We start from the raw sequence: 18,959 nt of genomic DNA on the forward strand, positions 1-18,959 counted from the left end.
ACCATCGCCGTCATGCGAAAACTCATCGTCATCGCCAACGCCAAAATCCGCGACGCCAGACCTAAACTCCCAAATCAACAAGTGAGTTGATGACGTGGTTTGCGACGACTACATCCGCTCGTACAGCAACCTTGCCCGGATCGTTCCGTCGAGCGCCCTGATCTCCGACAGGATCGCATCGGCATCGGGACCGGTGCGATCGGCCTCCATCACCACGTAGCCGATCTCGCCATCGGTCTGGTAGTTTTGCGCGGAGATGTTGACGCCGCGCCGGGCGAAAATCTCGTTTAGCCGCTGCAGCATGCCCGGCTGGTTGCGCTGCACCTGGATGAAGCGCGTGCCGATCGGCCGCGGCGCCAGCTGCACCTGCGGGAAATTGACCGCGCCGACCGTCGAGCCGACATCGGAATAGTCGAGCAGCTTGCGCGCGACTTCAGAGCCGATGCGCTCCTGCGCTTCCTCGGTCGAGCCGCCGACATGCGGCGTCAGGATCACGTTGGGCAGCCCCTGCAGCGGCGTGACGAAGCGCTCGCTGTTCGAGGCCGGCTCCTTCGGGAAGACGTCGACCGCGGCGCCGGCGAGATGGCCGCTGCGCAGGGCCTCCGCCGCCGCCTCGAGATCGACCACCGTGCCGCGCGAATTGTTGATCAGGTAGCTCCCCCGGCGCATCGCGGCGATCTCGGCCTTGCCGATCATGCCATGCGTCGCGGGCGTCTCCGGCACATGCAGCGAGACGATGTCACAATTTCCGAGCAGCGCGTTGAGGCTGTCGACTGGCTCGGTATTGCCGTGGCGCAGCCGGTCGGTGTGATCGTAATAGATCACCCGCATCCCCATCGCCTCGGCGATGTTGGAGAGCTGGCTGCCGATATTGCCGTAGCCGATGATGCCGAGCGTCTTGCCGCGCACCTCGAAGCTGCCATTGGCCGACTTGTCCCAGCCGCCGTCATGCGCCGAGCGCGAGCGGTCGGGAATGCGCCGCAGCAGCATGACGATCTCACCGATGGTCAGCTCGGCGACGCTGCGCGTGTTCGAGAACGGTGCGTTGAAGACCGGGACGCCGCGTACACGCGCCGCCTCCAGATCGACCTGGTTGGTACCGACCGAGAAGCAGCCGACGGCGAAGAGCCGGCTCGCCCTCGCAAAGACCTCTTCGGTCAGGTGCGAGCGCGAGCGGATGCCGAGCACATGCACCTTCTCGACTGCTTTCAGGAGCTCCTCGTCACCAAGGGCCTTGGGCAGGCGGGTCATGTTGGTATAGCCGGCCTGGACCAGGAGGTCGGCGGCGGAATCGTTGATACCTTCGAGCAACAGGACGCGGATGCGGTCCTTGGGCAGCGACAGGCGTTCGGTCGTGTTCATCGGAGCAAATCGAGCTGGCGTCGGGGGCTTCGCTATACGCCTCGCCGGCCATTCTGTGCAGCCCGATTTCGCATTCGCGAAATGACGTGAGGACGCAGCGTGGATAGTCCGCACGGAGCGAACCTTGCCCGACATGGTCGCCCCTGTGGCGACCATCCCCGTCTCGCGACGCTCGTCGCAGACGAAGACGCAGGTGCTCGTGACAAGCCCGAGCATGACGGCGCGGGCGAAAGGAGCGGCTGAGCTCTAAGCTTTCTCCACGACCAGCGTCGCGCCCTCGACTCGCACGACCCGCACCTCGCTGCCCGCCAGCAATTCCGGCCCAGTGATGCGCCAGGAGGAATCACCGACGCGGATGCGGCCCTCGCCTCCGGCCATCGTCGCCTCCAGCTTGAAGACCTTGCCGATCAACTGGCGGCCGCGATCGTTCAGCCCCTGCGCCAGATCGGGCTCGTCGCTCCTGCGCCTGGTCAGCAGCCGCCCTGCGATGACGCTGGCGATCGAGAAGGCAGCGAAGACGAGCGCCGAAATCTGCCAGCCGACATCGAACAGGCCAACGACGAGCCCAGTCAGCAAGGCAGCCAGCCCGAGCCAGAGCAGGAAAATGCCGGGCGCAAGCAATTCGCCGCCGATCAGCACGAGCCCGAGGATGATCCAGCCCCAGCCGCCAAGCGATGCCAGCCACGTCGTCATGTCGGCCTCAGGCGCCGGTGCGGCCGGAGGCAGGCACCGAGCCGCCGCCGCGGCGAGCTTCGACCGCCTCCTCGCCGAAGACCGCGCGGGTGAGCTGGGCGATGCCGCCGACGGTACCGGCCAACGCCGCCGCCTCGATCGGCACGATCACCACCTTGCTGTTATGCGACGAGGCGATCGCTTTGAGCGCATCGGTATAGCGCTCGGCGATCAGGAAGTTGGCCGCCTGGATGTCGCCGCGGCTGATCGCCTCGCTGACCATGGCGGTCGCGTTAGCCTCGGCCTGGGCCAGGCGCTCACGCGCCTCGGCGTCGCGAAGCGCCGCTTCCTTGCGGCCCTCGGCGGCGAGGATCTGCGACTGCTTCTGGCCCTCGGCCTTCAGGATCTCGGCCTGCCGCAGGCCCTCCGCCTCCAGCACGGCCGCGCGCTTCTCGCGCTCGGCCTTCATCTGCCGGTTCATCGCGCCGGCAATGTCGGCCGGCGGCATGATGTCCCTGATCTCGATGCGCGTGACCTTGACGCCCCAGGGCGAGGCGGCAGCGTCCATGACGCGCAGCAGGCGCTCGTTGATCTCGTCGCGATGCGACAGAAGCTGGTCGAGATCCATCGAGCCGACGACCGTGCGGATATTGGTCATGGTCAGCACGACCAGCGCCTGGTCGAGCGAGGAAACCTCGTAGCTGGCCCGCGCCGCGTCGAGCACCTGGTAGAAGGCAGCGGCGTCGATCTTCACGCCGGCATTGTCCTTGGTGATCGCCTCCTGGCTGGGAATGTCGAGCACCTGCTCCATGACATTCACCTTGTGTCCGACGCGCTCGATATAGGGCACGATCAGGTTGAGCCCGGCGCCGAGTGTGCGCGAATAGCGGCCGAAGCGCTCGATCGTATAGTTGTATCCTTGGGGAACGGTCTTCACCAGAAAGGCGACCGTGATGACCGCCAGCAGAACCAGGGCGACGACAAAGATACTAAAGCCCGACATCGTAGCCATCTGACCGCCCGCCCCCAAAGCCCAAGCGCAAATGCGCTCTCCGGCGCAGTGAAACTGGCAATTGCGACAGCGCTATGCAAGCAGGGCTTATGGCGTCCCGCCCTCGAGCGCCTTCGCCACCCGGCGCATCATCTCGCCGATCGAGTTGCATTCCTCGTCGCTGAGCACATGCATCATCGCCTCGATGCGTTCGACATGAACCGCCATCGCCTTGCGCGTCACGATCTCGCCCTCAGGCGTCAGCCAGAGCCGGCGCACCCGCCGATCGGCCTCGTCGCCGCGGCGCTCGATCAGCTCGCGCCGCTCCAGTTCGGGCAGCAGCATGCTCATGGCGCTGCGCCCGACCAGCAGCTTCTCGGCGAGCTGCTGCTGGGTCAGCCCGGGGTGATGGAAGATATTGGCGAGCACGTCGTAATGCGCGAGCTGGATGCCGAGCGGCGCCAGGGCCTCGGTGAAGACCTTCTTCCAGAGCGCATGCACGCGCGCGACTGCGATCCAGTTGTGGAATCGCGGCAGTTGCCAGGGCAGCACCTGCGTCTCGGCTCGCACGTCCTCATCCGACGCTATTGAAATCGGCTCTTGAGTTTTGTTCATGGCTGAACATAATTGTTCATCGCTGAACGAACTAGGGCTTGTTCCATGTCCAGTCCTGCACTGCGTCTCATTCGCCCGCTCGTCCATTTCTCCAGCCTGGTTGCCCCAGGGACGACGGGGCGTCTTGCCTTCAAGGCCTTTTGTACTCCGCCGCGCCCCAAACAGCGAAGTGCGCAGAACGGTTCCACTGCCAGGACGGCTCAAAGCCGCCTGGCCGGGGCCGAGCGGCACGCGATCCCCTATCCGTGCGGCTCTGTGACGGCCTATGTCTTCGAGCCCGAAGGCGCTGAGGACTTCGCGGATCCGGCTCCGACCGTGCTGCTCCTGCATGGCTGGACCAGCGAAGCGGCTTTCATGACCGCTTTCGTCGCGCCGCTGACGGGAGCGGGCTTCCGCGTCGTCGCCTATGATCTGCCGGCCCATGGCAGCTCGACCGGGAGCGAGCTCAACCTCCCGCTCGGCGTCGCCAGCGTTGCCGCGGTGGCGCGGGCTTTCGCGCCGATCCACGCCATCGTCACGCATTCCTTCGGCGGCGCGATCGCGCTCGCCGCCATGGCCCAAAGCGTGCCGGGCCAGCCCGCCGTTACGGCCACTCGCCTTGCGATGATCGCGGCGCCCTCCTCGATGACGCAGATCACCCGCCAGTTCGGCGCGACGATCGGGCTCGGCCGTCGCGGCCAGGCCGCGCTGGAGCGGCGCATCCATGTCGTCGCCGGCAACCCGGTCGAGGCCTTCGAGGGCCGCGACCAGCTCCAGGCGATCCGCCTGCCGACGCTGCTGGTCCATTGCCGTGACGACCGTGAGCTCGAGTTCCGCCATGCCGAGGCGCTGGCGAAAGCCGGGCCCTTCGTGACGCTGGAGCCGGTGAAGGGCTTTGGCCACCGGCGGATCTTGCAGGCGCGGCCGGTGGTGGAGAAGGTGACGCGGTTCGTGATCGGGTGACACGATGCCCGTCCCGCTCGCGTCATTGCGAGCGCAGCGAAGCAATCCAGGAGCGGCAGCGCTCTACGTCCCCCTGGATTGCTTCGTCGCGATGCTCCTCGCAATGACGGCCGGCCTCAAATCCAGCCCATCAGCTCGCGCCGGACCACCGCCTCGATCACCCTGATGCCTTCCTCGGAATCGTTCAGGCAGGGCAGATAGGCGAATTTCTCCCCGCCATTATGCAGGAAGATCTCACGGTTCTCGACATCGAGCTCCTCGAGCGTCTCCAGACAATCGGCCGAGAAGCCGGGCGCGACGATGGCGAGCGATTTCGTGCCGCCTTGCGCAAGCGCCTTCACCGTCTCGTCCGTATAGGGCTGGAGCCACTCATCCGGCCCGAAGCGTGACTGGAAGGTCAGCTTGAAGCGCTCTTCCGGCAGGCCGAGTTCCTCGCCCAGCAGGCGCCAGGTCTTGACGCATTGGCAATGGTAGGGGTCGCCCTTGAGCAGATATTCCTTCGGCATGCCGTGGAAGGAGCAGAGGATCACCTCCGGCTGGAAATCGAGCTTCGCCAGCGAGGCGCGCATCGAGGTCGCGAGCGCGGCGATATAGACTGGATCGTCATGATAGGGCGGCGCGACACGCACCGAAGGCTGCCAGCGCATCTGCATCAGCGCGCGAAACGCGTGGTCGCAGGCCGTGGCCGAGGTCGGCGCCGCATATTGCGGGTAGAGCGGCACCAAGAGGATCCGGTCGCAGCCCTGGTCGAGCAGCGCCTTGAGCCGGCTCTTCACGTCAGGAAAGCCGTAGCGCATCGCCCAGTCGAAGACGAGCTTGTCGCCACCGAGCCCGGCAAGCCGCTCGGCCAGCTTCTCGGTCTGCCCCCGCGTGATCGTCTTGAGCGGTCCCTCGTCGCGCTCCTTGTTCCAGATCGAGGCGTAATCCTTGCCCTTCGGCCCCGGCCGCTTGGTCAGGATGATCAGGTTGAGCAGCGGCCACCAGACGAGGCGCGAGGTCTCGATCACGCGGCGGTCGGAGAGGAACTCCTTGAGATAGGCCCGCATCGGCCAATAGCTCGTGCCTTCCGGCGTGCCGAGATTCATCAGCAGCACGCCGACGCGGCCGTTGCGGATCGGCGGATGATCCGCCGGCAGGCGGGCGGCTTCCGGAAGCTTGCTCTGGACTGTCATCGGTCCCCGACTTTCGTTTGCTCGTGATTTAGACGAGTTGGAGCATTCGTCCAGCCGCGCCGGCGAAGGTGCGACATCGGAGAACCTGATCTGAACCCCGCCGGGCCGTCGGTTGTGTGAGATTTCTCACTTGTCAGTATCGCGCATCGCGCGGACGATCGCTTGCGATGACGCTGCCATCTGCGACGCGGAGCAATGCCATGCCGCCTCCAGGCCCAAAAGCACCGGTCTACGAGATCAAGAGCCGCATCATTCACGCGAACAAGGTCGTGGTGCCGGCGCCTCGTTACGGCGTCAAACCACCCCGGGGCCTCGATGTCGACGATCTGCGGATGCCGAATTTCGTCAAGCCGCAGGAGATGATGGCACTGCTCACCGATACGCCGCACCATAATCCAAGCCGCCTCGCGGTCACCCATGGGCTGGTCAAGACGCAGTTCGCCTTCGTCTTCAGCGATATCGAGCAGCAATGGCGCAGGTTGGCCGGCGCCCAGAACCGGATCACCCGCCAGTTCCAGGGCGGCGACGTCTTCGTCCAGGCCACGATCGCGGTGAACATCCTCGACGCCGACCGTCCGATCGAAAAGAACAAGCTGAGCGAGAAGCTGTTCGCGGTGATCTGGGAGCACGAATTGCTCCATGTCCTCGACGATATCGAGATCATGCGCAAATGGCTGCCGGAGAAGGCGCGCGAGGACGAATGGCTGAAGAAATACATGACCGAGGCGCGGGAACTCGATGAATCCTCCTTCGACCACTACATCCGCAAGGATAATCTGACGCCGTGGCTGCGGGACGGGCTGTGGACGGCCGAGCGCAACAGGCGGGCGGAGATCCGCGACGCGCCGGCGCGCTATGCCGAGCTCAACGAGGCGATCGCCAACATCCGCAGCCAGATGTGAAACACTGAGCCGATTAAAGACTGCGCGAGCAGTCTTGAACCTTTCCATTCAAGACTGCGATATTGCGCAGACCGCATCAGGCCCCCGCAGGGAGTCCGCTTCATGACCAAGCTCACCCGCCGCAATGCCCTCGGCGTCATCGCTGCCCCGGCCGCGCTCGCCGCGACCGCCCCTGTCGCCCATGCGCAGCAGCCGGCCCCGGCCTTCACGCTGCTTCTGGTCAACGACATCTACAAGATGAGCGACGACAAGGGTCGCGGCGGCTTCGCCCGCGCTGCCGGCATCGCCAAGGCCGAGCGCGCCCGCGGCGTGCCCGTCCTCTTCTGCCACGCCGGCGATTGCTACTCGCCCTCGCTGATGTCGGGCTTCGACCAAGGCGCCCATATCGTCGCGATGCAGAACAAGTTCGGGCTCGACGTCTTCGTTCCCGGCAACCACGAGTTCGATTTCGGCAAGGAGAACTATCTCAAGCTCACGGCGGCGCAGACCTATCCGACCTTCGCCGCCAACCTGCGCGACGCCGCCGGCAACGCCTTGCCCGGCCACAAGGATTCGCAGATTTTCGAGCTCGGCGGCCTCAAGGTCGGCGTCATCGGCACGGCCTATGATCCGACGCCGCAGATCTCCAATCCGGGCGACCTGAAATTCTCGTCGACGATGGAAGCACTGCGCCGCGAGGCCAAGGTGCTGAAATCGCAGGGCGCCGACATCCTCGTCGCCGTCGTCCATGCCGACCGCGCCATGGACCTGGAGATCGTGCGCTCGCGCGTCGTCGACATCCTGCTCACCGGCCACGACCACGATCTCGCCATCGCCTATGACGGCAAGGTGGTGATGGTGGAGTCGAACGAGGAAGGCAATTACGTCACCGCGATCGACATCGCCGCGACCGTGACCGGCGAAGGCGCCGCCCGGCAGGTCGCCTGGACGCCGACCTTCCGCGTCAACGATTCCCGCTCGGCGACGCCCGACCCCGAGGTCGTCGCCATCGTGAAGGGCTACGAGTCCGAACTGTCGAAAGAACTCGATGTCGAGATCGCGACGCTCGCCGCGCCGCTCGATTCGCGCACGGGCGTGATCCGCACCCAGGAGACCGCGATCGGCAATCTGATCGCAGACGCGCTCTGCGCCTCGACCGGCGCCAAGCTCGCGATCAGCAATGCCGGTGGCATCCGCGCCAACAAGCAATATCCCGCCGGGCACAAGCTGACCCGCCGCGACGTGCTCTCCGAGTTGCCCTTCGGCAACGCCTCGATCATGGTCCAGATCACCGGCAAGGATGTGAAGAACGCGATCGAGAACGGGCTTGCGCCGGCGCCGCAGGGCTCGGGCCGCTTCCCGGTGATCTCCGGTTTCAAGGTCGAGGCCGACGTCAAGCGGCCGCCCGGCCAGCGCGTCATCTCGATCACGGTCGATGGCCAGCCGATCGACGAGGCCGCGACCTACACCGTGGCTTCCAACAACTTCATGCTGGCGGGTGGCGACGGCTACACGTCGCTGGCGCGTGGCAAGGTGCTGATCGGCCTCACCGACGGCAAGCTGATGGCGAACGAGACCATGGTCTATCTGCGCCGTCTCGGCACCGTGGACGCCAAGGTCGAGGGCCGGATCGTCCTGACGTGAGTGTCTACGCGGCGGCGCTCGCACAATTTCTGGCGAGCCCGGCGAGCAGGGGCTGGAGCGGATTACCGGTCTTCGCCGCCGGTGGTGCAGCGGTGCGCGCCTGCGCCGCCGCCGATGCCGAGCGTGCGGCCGGCCATGTCGTCGCCCCGGCGCCCGAGCGCATCTTCGCCGCGCTGGCGCAAACGCCGCTGGAGACCGTACGGGCGGTGATCCTCGGCCAGGATCCTTATCCGACGCCCGGCCACGCCAACGGCCTCGCCTTCTCCTATGTCGGCCCGCCGCCGCTGCCGCGCTCGCTGGTCAATATCTACAAGGAGCGGGCGCATGACCTCGGTCATGCGGCGCCCAATGGCGGCGATCTCTCTGCCTGGGCCGCTCAGGGTGTGCTGTTGCTGAACTCGGCGCTCACTGTGCGCGAGGGCGCCGCCAAGGCGGGCTCGCATCTCTCGCTCGGCTGGAGCGCCGTCACCGACGCGATCATCACCGCCGTCTCGACGAAGCGCCCGCATGTCGTGTTCCTGCTCTGGGGCGCGCCGGCCCAGGCCAAGCGAGGCCTGATCGACGAGAGCCGGCATCATGTGATCGCCAGCCCGCACCCGTCGCCGCTCTCGGCAAGGCGGGGCTTTTTTGGCTCCAGGCCGTTCAGCCGGGCGAACGCGTGGCTCGAGGCGAAGGGCGAGCCTGCCATCGACTGGTGAAACGCGAAACGCTGTAAGGCTGCTTCAAAATTCGCCAGCCTGTGTCGGCTGGCGTGGCGGTCGAGAACCGGAGCGCAGCGTACATCTGTACGTGAGCACCGGAAGCGCAGACCGCCGCGTCAGACGGCCAGGATCGCGGATTTGGAAGCAGTCTTACCCCACCGGCCGCTCGTCCGCGATGACCTTGCCATCATTCGGCAAGGCCCCGAGCGGCAGGATCTCGACCGCGCCCTTGAGCTTCGTCACCTGCTGCAGGGTCGAGGAGACCGCGTCGACGAAGCCGGCCGGCTCGGCATAGATCTCGGCCTTGAGCGTCATCGTGTCGATCTCGTTGGCGCGGCCGACGACGAGCCTGAGCTTGGCGATCTCGGCATGGCGCCTGGCGATCTCCGCCACCTGCTCGGGACGCACGAACATGCCCTTGATCTTGGCGGTCTGGTCGGCGCGGCCCATCCAGCCCTTGATCCGCGTATTTTTCCGTCCGCTGGCGCTCGCGCCCGGCAGGACCGCCGTGAGATCGCCCACCGCCAGCCTGATCTGCGGATGATGCGGATCGAGATTGGTGACGACGATCTCGCCGACCTCCCCCTCCGCCACCGGATCGCCCGTGCCGGGCCGGACGATCTCGACGATCAGGTTCTCGTTCAGCACCATCCCGTCGCGGGAAGCCGTCTCATAGGCGATCAACCCGAGATCGGCGGTGGCATAGAGCTGATAGGCATCGATGCCGCGCGTCCTGACCCAGTCCTGCAGCGAAGGCGGGAAGGCCGCGCCGGAGACGACCGCGCGCTTGATGCAGGAGATGTCGACGCCACGCGCATCCGCCGCCTCGATCAGGATCTTCAGGAAATCGGGCGTGCCTGAATAGCATTGCGGCTTGTAGGCGGCGATCACCTCCATCTGTTGCTCGGTATTGCCCGGCCCGGCCGGGATCACGGCGCAGCCGAGCGCGCGCGCGGCGGAATCCATCAGGAAGCCGCCCGGCGTCAGATGGTAGCTGAAGGTGTTGAGGACGATATCGCCCGCACGGAAGCCGGCGGCGAAGAGCCCGCGCGCCGTACCCCAGGGATCGGCGCCTGTGCCCTCGGGCTCGAAGATCGGCCCCGGCGAGGTGAAGAGCCGGCCGAACGAGCCGAGCGGCGCTCCGACGAAGCCGCCGAAAGGCGGGGCCTCCTTCTGAAGGGAGGGCATGTCGGCCTTGCGCAGGATTGGCAGCCTTGCCAGAGCGTTGCGGTCGGTGATCGCTGCGGGATCGACGCCCCTGAGATGCTTGCCATAGGCCGGTGTTTTCAGCGCGGCTTCGAGCACGGACCTCAGCCTGGCGAAGAGAGCGGCCTCACGGTCACCCGGCGAGCGGGTTTCGAGATCGTCGTAATGCTCGCTCATCGGTGTCGTCCTCGATCTGCGTGCCGACGCGGCGGCTTTTCAACGGATGATGCGCAGGATGCGCAGGAAGTTCAGGAGCCCGACCAGCGCGCCGGCGACATAGGTGAAAGCGGCGGCCCGGAGCACGCCGCGCGCAGCCGGCAGGTCCTTGGCATGGAGGTAGCCGTCGCCGCTCAGGATCGGCAGCGCCTTGCCGAAACTGGCATCGAGCTCGAGCGGCAGGGTCACGAGATGCACGACGAGGCCGACGCCGAGCATGGCGATGGCAATGCCGGCCTGCATCAGCGCCAGCGCCGGCACATGCGTCACCGCCATGACCAGGGGCGCCGTGATCAGCACGACCATCGCGACCTTGTCGAAAATGATCAGGAAACGCGCCAGCGCCGTCCGCCAGGCGAAGAGCACGCTGCCCTGGGCATGCTGGATGGCATGGCCGACCTCATGCGCCGCGACCGCCACCGCCGTGATCGAGCGGCCATCGTGGTTATCCGGCGAGAGCCTGATCGCCCGCGCCTGCGGGTCGTAGTGATCGCCGCCCGTCGCCGTGGTCTCGACCTTGACCCAGTTCAGCTGGAAGCGGTCGAGCAGATGCCGCGCCAGTTCGCCGCCCGTGCCCTGCAGGTCCGGCCGGTCTGTCGCGTGCCGCGCCATTTCACTGCGCACCCAGGCCTGCGGCCCGAAGACCAGGGCAAGGATCAGGATGGCGATGATCAGGTACAGCATGGCGCATCTGGTACTCCGCCAGGCTTACGACAGCCAGCGCTTGCGGCGCTTGTAGCTCTTCACGTCGCGGAAGGACTTCTTGTCGCCCTCGGCGACGCCGAGGTAGAACTCCTTCACGTCTTCGTTCTCGCGCAGCATTGCGGCCTCGCCATCCATGACGACGCGGCCAGTCTCCATGATGTAGCCGTAGGTCGCATAGCGCAGGGCCATGTTGGTGTTCTGCTCGGCGACGAGGAAGGAGACGTCCTCTTCCGCGTTCAGCCTTCTGACGATCTCGAAGATCTCCTCGACGATCTGCGGCGCCAGCCCCATCGAGGGCTCGTCGAGCAGGATCATCTTGGGCTTCGACATCATTGCCCGGCCGACCGCGCACATCTGCTGCTCGCCGCCGGAGGTATAGCCGGCCTGCGAGTTGCGGCGCTGCCTGAGCCGGGGGAAGAGCTCGTAGATCTTCTCGAGGTCGCGCTTGATCGCGGCATTGCCGTCGCGCCGGGTGAAGGCGCCGGTCAGCAGGTTCTCCTCGATCGAGAGGTGGCCGAAACAGTGCCGCCCCTCCATCACCTGGATGCAGCCGCGCCTGACCAGCTCGTTCGGCGACATCCGGTCGACACGCTCGCCGTCGAAGACGATCGATCCCTTGGTCACCTCGCCGCGCTCGGCCTTGAGCAGGTTCGAGATCGCCTTCAGTGTCGTGGTCTTGCCGGCGCCATTGGCGCCGAGGATCGCGACGATGCCCTTGCGCGGCACGGTCAGCGAGACGCCCTTCAGCACCAGGATGACGTGATCGTAGATCACCTCGATATTGTTCAGCGCGAGGATCGTGTCCGTCGCGGTGGTGGCCGAGGGCTTATCGAGGGTCGCGGTCGACATTACCTGCTCCTTCCTTCTCCCCCTGCGGGAGAAGGTGGCGCGCAGCGCCGGATGAGGGGTCGCGCTGCGCGTCGAAAATTCGTTCGAACCGCAAGGCCGGATACGGCAAATGCGACCCCTCATCCGTCTCGGCTCCGCCGAGCCATCTTCTCCCGCAAGGGGAGAAGGGAGCGCGGCGCGCAACGCGTCAGATCACGACGATTTCTCGCAGGACTCCGTCCGCTTCGGCCAGCCGGTCGCCTTCTCGACATAGTCCTTGGCGCTGGCCTCGATCAGCGGGCGGACCTCGTCCTTCAGTGGCTCGATCCAGTCCGAGCCCTTGGTCCATTTGGTGCCGTCCCATTGCGAGACGAACATCTTGGAATGGCCGGAATGGTCGGTGCAGGAAACCGTGGTCGGCGTCGCGAACCCGTCCATGCCGATCTCCTTCAGCCGGGCCGGGGTGATGTTCAGCGTCTCCAGGCCGCGGCGCATGTCCTCGGCATTGACCACCTTCTTGCCGGTGACCTTCTGGGCGTTGCGGATCGCCTCGACGACCAGCATCGAGTTGTAGACACCGCGATTATAGAGCGCCTCACCGACCTTCTCCTTCGGCGTCGTGCTCTTACCCTTCTCGACGACGAACTTCATGATGTCCTGCATCGCCGGGAATTCAGTGCCCGATGCGGTCCAGCTCAGCGAACGATAGCCCTTGGCCTCAGCGCCACCGGCGCGGGCATCGTCATCGCCGCCTGCCCACCAGACGCCGACCAGCTTGTTGATCGGGAAGTTGTTCTTGATCGCTTCCTTGACCGCGGTAGGGTTCATCGCGCCCCAGCCCTGGTTGTAGAGGAAGTCGGGCCGGTCACGCCGGATCGAGAGCCAGAGCGAGCCCTGGTTCTGCATGTCCGCCGCGGCCACCGGATAGAGCTTGACCTCGAACCCGTATTTCTTGGCGAGGTTCTCGAGCACCGGGATCGGCTCCTTGCCGAAGGGCGCGTCGAGATGGATCAGCCCGAGCTTCTTGCCCTTGAGCTTGTCCATGCCGCCGAGCTCGGCCGCCATGTGCTTCACCATGACGGAGGCGCCGTCCCAATAGGTGAAGGGCGGGATGAAGACCCAGGGGAAATTCGTGCCGTCGGCCGAGGCCGAGAGGCCATAGGCCATCGACAGGATCGGGATCTTGTCGATATGGGCGCGCGGGATCGCGGCCAGCGTCGCGCCGGTCGACCAGGGCGAATAGACGATCGTGTTCTTCGATTTGGCCTGCTCGTAGCACTCGATCGACTTCTTGGTGTCGTAGCCGGTCTCGCATTCCTCGTAGACGATCTTGACGCCGTTCACGCCGCCATCGCGCTCGTTGATCATGGTGATGTAGTCGCGCATGCCGTCGCCGATCGGAATGCCCGAGCCCGAGAATGGCCCGGTGCGATAGGCGTTATTGGCGAAATAGACGCTGTCCTGCGCGGCCGCGGGTGCGATCGCCGCGCCGGCAGCCAGAAGCGCGCCCAGCGCTGCACCCTTCATCAGATTCAACTTCGTCATCTGTTGCTTCCTCCGTGGTTACATCGGACGGCGCTTTGCGCCTCTCCGTTCCTCCTGCCCGCCGCTTGTCGATGGTGGCGGGTCGTGTTCTTGGGCCGTCTCTCCCTCAGTACGGGAAGGGCCACGTCCGCAATTTCTGCTTGGTGATCTGCCAGAGCCGCGCCAGGCCATGCGGCTCGACGATCAGGAAGAAGATGATCAGCGCGCCGACCAGCATGAACGTGACATGCTCGGCGGCGGCGCCCGAGAGCGGCACGCCGAGCGCTGGCAGGCCGAATTTCAGGATGGTCGGCAGGCTCGCGATGAAGGCGGCGCCGAAGAAGGAGCCGATCAGCGAGCCGAGGCCGCCGATAATGACCATGAACAAGATGTTGAAGGAGAGGCGGATGGTGAAGACGTCATTGGCCTCGCCGCCGCCATACCAGAGGAAGATCATCATCGCGCCCGCGACGCCGGCAAAATAGGACGAGACGGCGAAGGCGGCGAGCTTGGTGTTGAGCAGCTTGATGCCCATCAGCTCGGCGGCGATATCCATGTCGCGCACCGCCATCCAGGAGCGGCCGAGCCTGCCATGGACCAGGTTCGATGCGATCCAGGTCAGCGCCACGACGAGGCCGAGGCAGACGAAATAACGCGTCTCCGGCAGCGAGGCCGGGCCGGTAACGGCGATGCCGAAGACATCGCGCTGCGGCACCTCGATCGCGCCCGAGGCATTGTAGTTGAACAGCCAGGGCACCCGCACGAAGGCCCATTGCAGAAAGAACTGCGCCGCGAGCGTTGCGACCGCGAGATAGAAGCCCTTGATCCGCAGTGAGGGCAGGCCGAACAGCACGCCGATCGCCGCCGAGAACAGGCCCGACAGCAGGATCAGGACGATGATGTTCACGCCCGGGAAAAAGGTCGTCAGCTTGTAGCAGGAATAGGCGCCGACCCCCATGAAGGCCGCGGTGCCGAGCGAGATCAGCCCGGTATAGCCGGTGAGGATGTTGAGCCCGATCGCCGCCATCGAGAAGACCAGGAACGGGATCATCACCGTCGCGATGAAGAAGTCGTTGCCGATCAGCGGGATGACGACGAAGGCGATCGCGAGGATCACGGCGATGCCGATCCGGTCCTGCAGGATCGGGAACACGGCCATGTCGGCCGCGTAGGAGGTCTTGTACTGGCCGGCTTCGCGGTAGAACACGGGTCAGCCCTCAGATTCGTTCGATGATCTTGTCGCCGAACAGGCCCTGCGGCCGGAACAGCAGGAAGCCGAGCGCGATGAAATAGGCGAGCCAGCTCTCGATGCCGCCGCCGATCAGCGGGCCCCAGTAGAACTCGCCGATCTTCTCGCCGATGCCGATGATCAGCCCGCCGACGATCGCCCCCGGGATCGAGGTGAAGCCGCCGAGGATCAGCACCGGCAGCGCCTTCAACGCCACGATCTCGAGCGCGAAGGAGACATCCGAGCGTGCGCCCCACATGATGCCGGTGATCAGCGCGACGATGCCGGCCGTGAACCAGACGATGACCCAGATCTGGTTGAGCGAGATGCCGACCGAGAGCGCCGCCTTGTGGCTGTCGGCGACGGCCCGCAGGGCCCGGCCGATCCGGGTGTACTGGAAGAACAGGGCGAGCGCCGCGATCATCAGCGAGGCGATGATCGCGGCGGCGATGTCGATCTTCTGGAAGGAGACGAAGCCGCCCAGGATCTTGGCGTCGATCGCGCCCTTCGGCAGGAAGAGCTCGTCCGTGATCATCTGCTTGGGATTGCCGCCGAAGACGGATTCGCCGAAGCCGATCAGGAAATAGGTGATCCCGAAGGTCGCCATGAACAGGATGATGTCGGGCTGGTTGACCAGCGGCCGCAGCACCACCCGCTCGATCGTGACCGCGAGCACGAACATCACGCCGAGCGTCAGGATAACTGCCAGGAAGGCAGGGACGCCCTTCTCGTGCAGGCCGACCAGCGTCAGCGCCGCGAAGACGACCATGATGCCCTGGGCGAAGTTGAACACGCCCGAAGCCTTGAAGATCAGCACGAAGCCGAGCGCGATCAGCGCGTAGAGCACGCCCGAGACGAGCCCTTCCCAGATCGTCTGCACCAGCAGGTCCGGCGCCGTGACCATTTGCTGGAACGGATCGATCAGCACGGCATAGAGCGTGCCGGAGCCGTCGAGCCTGGCGCCGACGATCGCCGCGACGACGATGGCCGCGAGGATGAGCCCGGCCTTGATCCAGCCATTGGCGAGGAGGCTCGGCGCGGGCCGGGTTGCGATATCGCTCATGGCCTGGCGCTCCTGACTACCGCGACGGAGGCTGCACACTCGCCGCCATTGCGGGCATGGCTGGGCAATCCCGGGACGGCTGCGCACCCAGTCCTCCCGGATTGCTTCGTCGCTGCGCTCCTCGCAATGACGGAGGAGCGCGTCATGCCGGAAAACGTACCGATCAATGCGCCACTCCCAGATAAGCGTCGATCACCTTCTGGTCGCGCTTGACCTCGTCAGGCGTGCCATCGGCGATCTTGCGGCCGTATTCGAGCACGACGACCCGGTCCGAGAGGTCCATGACCACGCCCATATCGTGCTCGATCAGCGCGATCGTCGTGCCGAACTGGTTGTTCACGTCGAGGATGAAGCGGCACATGTCCTCCTTCTCCTCGAGATTCATGCCGGCCATCGGCTCGTCGAGCAGCAGGAGTTCCGGCTCCATCGCCAGCGCCCGGCCGAGCTCGACGCGCTTTTGCAGGCCATAGGGCAGCTTGCCCACCGGCAGCTTGCGGATGTGCTCGATCTGCAGGAAGTCGATGATGTCCTCGACGACGCGGCGATGCTCGATCTCCTCCTGCATCGCCGGGCCGTGACGCAAAGCCTGCCAGAAGAAGCCGCGCTTCATCTTGAGCGTGCGCCCGGTCATGATGTTGTCGAGCGTCGACATGCCCTTGAACAGCGCGACGTTCTGGAAGGTCCGGGCGATGCCGGCGGCGGCAGCGCGATGGGGGCGCATCTTGCTGCGGCGCACGCCCTTGAAGGTGATCTGACCTTCCTGCGGCTGGTAGAAGCCGTTGATGCAGTTCAGCATCGAGGTCTTGCCGGCGCCGTTCGGACCGATGATGGCGCGCACCTCCCCCTTGCGGATGTCGAAGGAGACATCCGAAATCGCCTTCACGCCGCCGAAGCGCAGCGAGACATTCTCGACCGAGAGCAGGACCTCGCCTTTCTCCTTCGGGATCGGCGTGCCGGTGACGTTCATCGCTTCGGCGTTCATCATGCTGCCCTCGCCGGGGCGCTGGCCGGATAAGTCTCGGCATCGCGAACCTTGACCCTGGCCGAGATCACGCCCTTGCGGCCATCCTCGAAGGTGACTTCGGTCGAGATATCGGCGGCCTGCGAGCCATCATAGAGCGCGGCGACCAGCGGCGCATAGCGCTCGGCGATGAAGCCGCGCCGGACCTTCTGCGTGCGGGTCAGCTCGCCATCGTCGGCATCGAGCTCCTTGTGAAGGATCAGGAAGCGCTTGATCTGCGCCCCGCCCATCGCCGGCTCCGAGGCCAGCGACTTGTTCACCTCGTCGATATGCTGGGCGATCATGTCGTAGACGAGGTCGTGCCCGGCGAGCTCCTGATAGGAGGCATAGACGACATTGTTGCGCTCGGCCCAGTTGCCGACGGCAGTGAGGTCGATATTCAGCGCCACGGTCGCGTAATCGCGGCCCTGCCCGAAGGCGACGGCCTCCTTGATGTTCGGATAGAATTTCAGCTTGTTCTCGATGTATTTCGGCGGGAACAGCTCACCCGAGTTGAGCTTGCCGACATCCTTGGCGCGGTCGATGATCTTGAGATGCCCGCTCTCGTCAAAGAAGCCGGCATCGCCGGAGCGGACATAGCCATCCGCCGTCATCGTCTCGGCCGTTTTCTCCGGGTCCTTGTAATAGCCGCCGAAGATCGAGGGCGAGCGGTAGAGCACTTCGCCATTCTCATCGAGCTTGATCTCGACCAGCGGCGCCGGCCGCCCGACCGTGTCGGCCTTGATCTCGCCATTGGGCTGCATGGTGATGTAGACACCCGCTTCCGTCTGCCCATAGAGCTGCTTCAGATTGACGCCGATCGAGCGGTAGAAGCGGAAGATCTCGGGGCCGATCGCCTCGCCGGCAGTATAGCCGACCTTGATCTTGGTCAGGCCGAAGCGATTACGCAGCGGCGCGTAGATCAGCATGTCGCCGAGCTTGTAGAGCAGGCGCGCGCCGAGCGGCACCGGCTCGCCGTTGAGGATCTTCTCGCCATGCTTCTTCGCGACGCCGAGGAAATAGTGGAACATCCGGCGCATCAGCGGGCCCGCATCCTCCATGCGCACCATGGTGATGGTCAGCATGTTCTCGAAGACGCGTGGCGGCGCGAACGCGTAGGTCGTGCCGATCTCGCGCCGGTCGTCGATCACGGTCTCCGGGCTTTCCGGGCAGTTGACGCAGAATCCGGCCAGGATCGCCTGCGCATAGGAGAAGACATGGTCGCCGACCCAGGCGATCGGCAGATAGGCGATCACCTCGTCGTCCTGGTTCAGCCCGTCGAACTGGCAGCCGATCTCGGCGGCGGTAATCACGTTGTAATGGCTGAGCATCACGCCCTTGGGCCGCCCGGTCGTGCCGGACGTGTAGAGGATGATGGCGAGATCGGAGCCGACGCCCTGCTCGATCTCGCGATCGAGCGCCTTCGAGGCGGCGGCGTCCTTCAGCATGCGCTCGCCGGCGGCGATCACCTCGCCGATATCATGCAGCTTGCCGTGGTCGTAGTCGCGTAGGCCGCGCGGCTCGTCATAGAGCATCTGGCGCAGGCGTGGCAGCCGGTCGGCGATCGAGAGCACCTTGTCGACCTGCTCCTGGTCCTGCACGCAGGCGAAGACCGCCTCGGCATGATCCAGCACATAGGCCATCTCCTCGGCGACGGAGTCGGCATAGACGGGCACGGGAACTGCGCCGAGGCATTGCGCGGCGCACATCGCCCAATAGAGCCGCGGCCGGTTATAGCCGATGATCGCGACCTTCTCACCGCGCTTCAGGCCGAGCGCCTCGAGGCCCTTGGCAAAGGCGAGCACCTGCTCGGCCGTCTGCGCCCAGTTCCACGACTGCCAGATGCCGAGGTCCTTGTGGCGGAAGGCCGGGCGGTCGCCGCGCTCGCGCGCATTGCGGATCAGCAATTTCGGAAACGTATCAGCCTGGCCGGCAGCGATGCTTGCCACGATGCCGTTCTCCTCCCTGAGCGGCGGCCCGTACTTTGCGGGACGCCTTGTTGGACCATTCGGCCCTGTCGTTCATGCGATGGTTGCAAGACAGACCGATCTTCGCAAGCAGGGGCTTGACAGACAACTTGGTATTTGGTCGCTATTGTCCCGCCGAAGTGTGTGAGGACGCCTCGAAGCGCCGCCACGATGGCTGACTCTGCTGCTAGCTCTGCCTGCCTTCCGAGCATTCCCCTCCCCCGCCCAGCCCCAACGCCAGG

General features: G+C 65.4%; 17 protein-coding genes. 4 read left to right on the forward strand and 13 right to left on the reverse strand.

Annotation, left to right across the window (positions count from 1 at the left end):
* Positions 1-108 precede the first annotated feature (108 nt).
* The 4 genes from serA to EV560_RS09465 all read right to left on the reverse strand — a co-directional run bounded on the left by serA (position 109) and on the right by EV560_RS09465 (position 3,595).
* Positions 109-1,362: a phosphoglycerate dehydrogenase gene (serA, locus tag EV560_RS09450; RefSeq protein WP_131855520.1), complete on the reverse strand. Its 1,254-nt coding sequence runs from the start codon at positions 1,360-1,362 to the stop codon at positions 109-111.
* A 246-nt stretch (positions 1,363-1,608) separates the two neighbouring features.
* Positions 1,609-2,055: an NfeD family protein gene (locus tag EV560_RS09455; protein WP_131855521.1), complete on the reverse strand. Its 447-nt coding sequence runs from the start codon at positions 2,053-2,055 to the stop codon at positions 1,609-1,611.
* Between the two features lie 7 nt (positions 2,056-2,062).
* Positions 2,063-3,046 carry an SPFH domain-containing protein gene (locus EV560_RS09460; RefSeq protein ID WP_131855522.1) on the reverse strand — a complete coding sequence of 328 codons (984 nt, stop codon included), beginning with the start codon at positions 3,044-3,046 and terminating at the stop codon, positions 2,063-2,065.
* Positions 3,047-3,133: 87 nt separating this feature from the next.
* On the reverse strand, positions 3,134-3,595 hold the full coding sequence (locus EV560_RS09465) for a MarR family winged helix-turn-helix transcriptional regulator (protein ID WP_248311973.1): 462 nt from the start codon (positions 3,593-3,595) through the stop codon (positions 3,134-3,136).
* 300 nt (positions 3,596-3,895) lie between these two features.
* On the opposite strand from EV560_RS09465, the gene EV560_RS09470 reads away from it, so the two are divergent.
* The gene (locus EV560_RS09470) at positions 3,896-4,582 is read left to right on the forward strand and encodes an alpha/beta fold hydrolase (RefSeq protein ID WP_165923402.1); all 687 of its coding nucleotides are present in this window, start codon (positions 3,896-3,898) and stop codon (positions 4,580-4,582) included.
* 116 nt (positions 4,583-4,698) lie between these two features.
* Here EV560_RS09470 and hemH read toward each other — a convergent pair whose 3' ends face one another.
* Positions 4,699-5,754, reverse strand: a complete 1,056-nt coding sequence (hemH, locus tag EV560_RS09475) for a ferrochelatase (protein ID WP_131855525.1) — start codon at positions 5,752-5,754, stop codon at positions 4,699-4,701.
* Between the two features lie 200 nt (positions 5,755-5,954).
* Here hemH and EV560_RS09480 point away from each other — a divergent pair, with 200 nt between their 5' ends.
* From EV560_RS09480 to ung, 3 genes are all read left to right on the forward strand, one after another.
* Positions 5,955-6,656: a hypothetical protein gene (locus EV560_RS09480; RefSeq protein ID WP_131855526.1), complete on the forward strand. Its 702-nt coding sequence runs from the start codon at positions 5,955-5,957 to the stop codon at positions 6,654-6,656.
* A 102-nt stretch (positions 6,657-6,758) separates the two neighbouring features.
* Positions 6,759-8,279 carry a bifunctional metallophosphatase/5'-nucleotidase gene (locus tag EV560_RS09485; RefSeq protein WP_131855527.1) on the forward strand — a complete coding sequence of 507 codons (1,521 nt, stop codon included), beginning with the start codon at positions 6,759-6,761 and terminating at the stop codon, positions 8,277-8,279.
* A complete protein-coding gene (ung, locus tag EV560_RS09490) occupies positions 8,276-8,977 on the forward strand; it encodes a uracil-DNA glycosylase (protein ID WP_131855528.1) in 702 nt (233 codons plus the stop codon). Before EV560_RS09485 ends, ung begins: the two co-directional genes overlap by 4 nt.
* A 153-nt stretch (positions 8,978-9,130) precedes the next feature.
* Here the strand turns inward: ung and EV560_RS09495 are convergent, their stop codons facing one another.
* The 8 genes from EV560_RS09495 to EV560_RS09530 all read right to left on the reverse strand — a co-directional run bounded on the left by EV560_RS09495 (position 9,131) and on the right by EV560_RS09530 (position 18,702).
* Positions 9,131-10,363 carry a phenylacetate--CoA ligase family protein gene (locus EV560_RS09495; RefSeq protein ID WP_131855529.1) on the reverse strand — a complete coding sequence of 411 codons (1,233 nt, stop codon included), beginning with the start codon at positions 10,361-10,363 and terminating at the stop codon, positions 9,131-9,133.
* Positions 10,364-10,402: 39 nt separating this feature from the next.
* Positions 10,403-11,086, reverse strand: a complete 684-nt coding sequence (locus EV560_RS09500) for a zinc metallopeptidase (RefSeq protein WP_131855530.1) — start codon at positions 11,084-11,086, stop codon at positions 10,403-10,405.
* Between the two features lie 24 nt (positions 11,087-11,110).
* Positions 11,111-11,956, reverse strand: a complete 846-nt coding sequence (locus EV560_RS09505; protein ID WP_131855531.1) for an ABC transporter ATP-binding protein — start codon at positions 11,954-11,956, stop codon at positions 11,111-11,113.
* 192 nt (positions 11,957-12,148) lie between these two features.
* Complete coding sequence (locus EV560_RS09510) at positions 12,149-13,480, reverse strand: ABC transporter substrate-binding protein (protein ID WP_131855532.1); 1,332 nt, start codon at positions 13,478-13,480, stop codon at positions 12,149-12,151.
* 106 nt (positions 13,481-13,586) lie between these two features.
* A complete protein-coding gene (locus EV560_RS09515) occupies positions 13,587-14,666 on the reverse strand; it encodes a branched-chain amino acid ABC transporter permease (RefSeq protein WP_131855533.1) in 1,080 nt (359 codons plus the stop codon).
* Positions 14,667-14,676: 10 nt separating this feature from the next.
* On the reverse strand, positions 14,677-15,591 hold the full coding sequence (locus EV560_RS09520; RefSeq protein ID WP_131856175.1) for a branched-chain amino acid ABC transporter permease: 915 nt from the start codon (positions 15,589-15,591) through the stop codon (positions 14,677-14,679).
* Positions 15,592-15,913: 322 nt separating this feature from the next.
* Positions 15,914-16,732, reverse strand: coding sequence for an ABC transporter ATP-binding protein (locus tag EV560_RS09525; RefSeq protein ID WP_165923441.1), 819 nt, complete (start codon positions 16,730-16,732; stop codon positions 15,914-15,916).
* The gene (locus tag EV560_RS09530; protein WP_131855534.1) at positions 16,732-18,702 is read right to left on the reverse strand and encodes an AMP-dependent synthetase/ligase; all 1,971 of its coding nucleotides are present in this window, start codon (positions 18,700-18,702) and stop codon (positions 16,732-16,734) included. Before EV560_RS09530 ends, EV560_RS09525 begins: the two co-directional genes overlap by 1 nt.
* Between the last annotated feature and the right edge of the window lie 257 nt (positions 18,703-18,959).

This window comes from Allobosea sp. BK604, assembly GCF_004341515.1.
GTDB lineage: Bacteria > Pseudomonadota > Alphaproteobacteria > Rhizobiales > Beijerinckiaceae > Allobosea.

Bases quoted from the DNA above. Each gene is read 5' to 3' on its own strand.
- EV560_RS09480 (WP_131855526.1), top strand. From the start codon at position 5,955: ATGCCGCCTCCAGGCCCAAAAGCACCGGTCTACGAGATCAAGAGCCGC.
- EV560_RS09455 (WP_131855521.1), bottom strand. From the start codon at position 2,055: ATGACGACGTGGCTGGCATCGCTTGGCGGCTGGGGCTGGATCATCCTC.
- serA (WP_131855520.1), bottom strand. From the start codon at position 1,362: ATGAACACGACCGAACGCCTGTCGCTGCCCAAGGACCGCATCCGCGTC.
- EV560_RS09460 (WP_131855522.1), bottom strand. From the start codon at position 3,046: ATGGCTACGATGTCGGGCTTTAGTATCTTTGTCGTCGCCCTGGTTCTG.
- hemH (WP_131855525.1), bottom strand. From the start codon at position 5,754: ATGACAGTCCAGAGCAAGCTTCCGGAAGCCGCCCGCCTGCCGGCGGAT.
- EV560_RS09485 (WP_131855527.1), top strand. From the start codon at position 6,759: ATGACCAAGCTCACCCGCCGCAATGCCCTCGGCGTCATCGCTGCCCCG.
- EV560_RS09525 (WP_165923441.1), bottom strand. From the start codon at position 16,732: ATGAACGCCGAAGCGATGAACGTCACCGGCACGCCGATCCCGAAGGAG.
- EV560_RS09495 (WP_131855529.1), bottom strand. From the start codon at position 10,363: ATGAGCGAGCATTACGACGATCTCGAAACCCGCTCGCCGGGTGACCGT.
- EV560_RS09510 (WP_131855532.1), bottom strand. From the start codon at position 13,480: ATGACGAAGTTGAATCTGATGAAGGGTGCAGCGCTGGGCGCGCTTCTG.
- EV560_RS09520 (WP_131856175.1), bottom strand. From the start codon at position 15,591: ATGGTCACGGCGCCGGACCTGCTGGTGCAGACGATCTGGGAAGGGCTC.
- EV560_RS09505 (WP_131855531.1), bottom strand. From the start codon at position 11,956: ATGTCGACCGCGACCCTCGATAAGCCCTCGGCCACCACCGCGACGGAC.
- EV560_RS09500 (WP_131855530.1), bottom strand. From the start codon at position 11,086: ATGCTGTACCTGATCATCGCCATCCTGATCCTTGCCCTGGTCTTCGGG.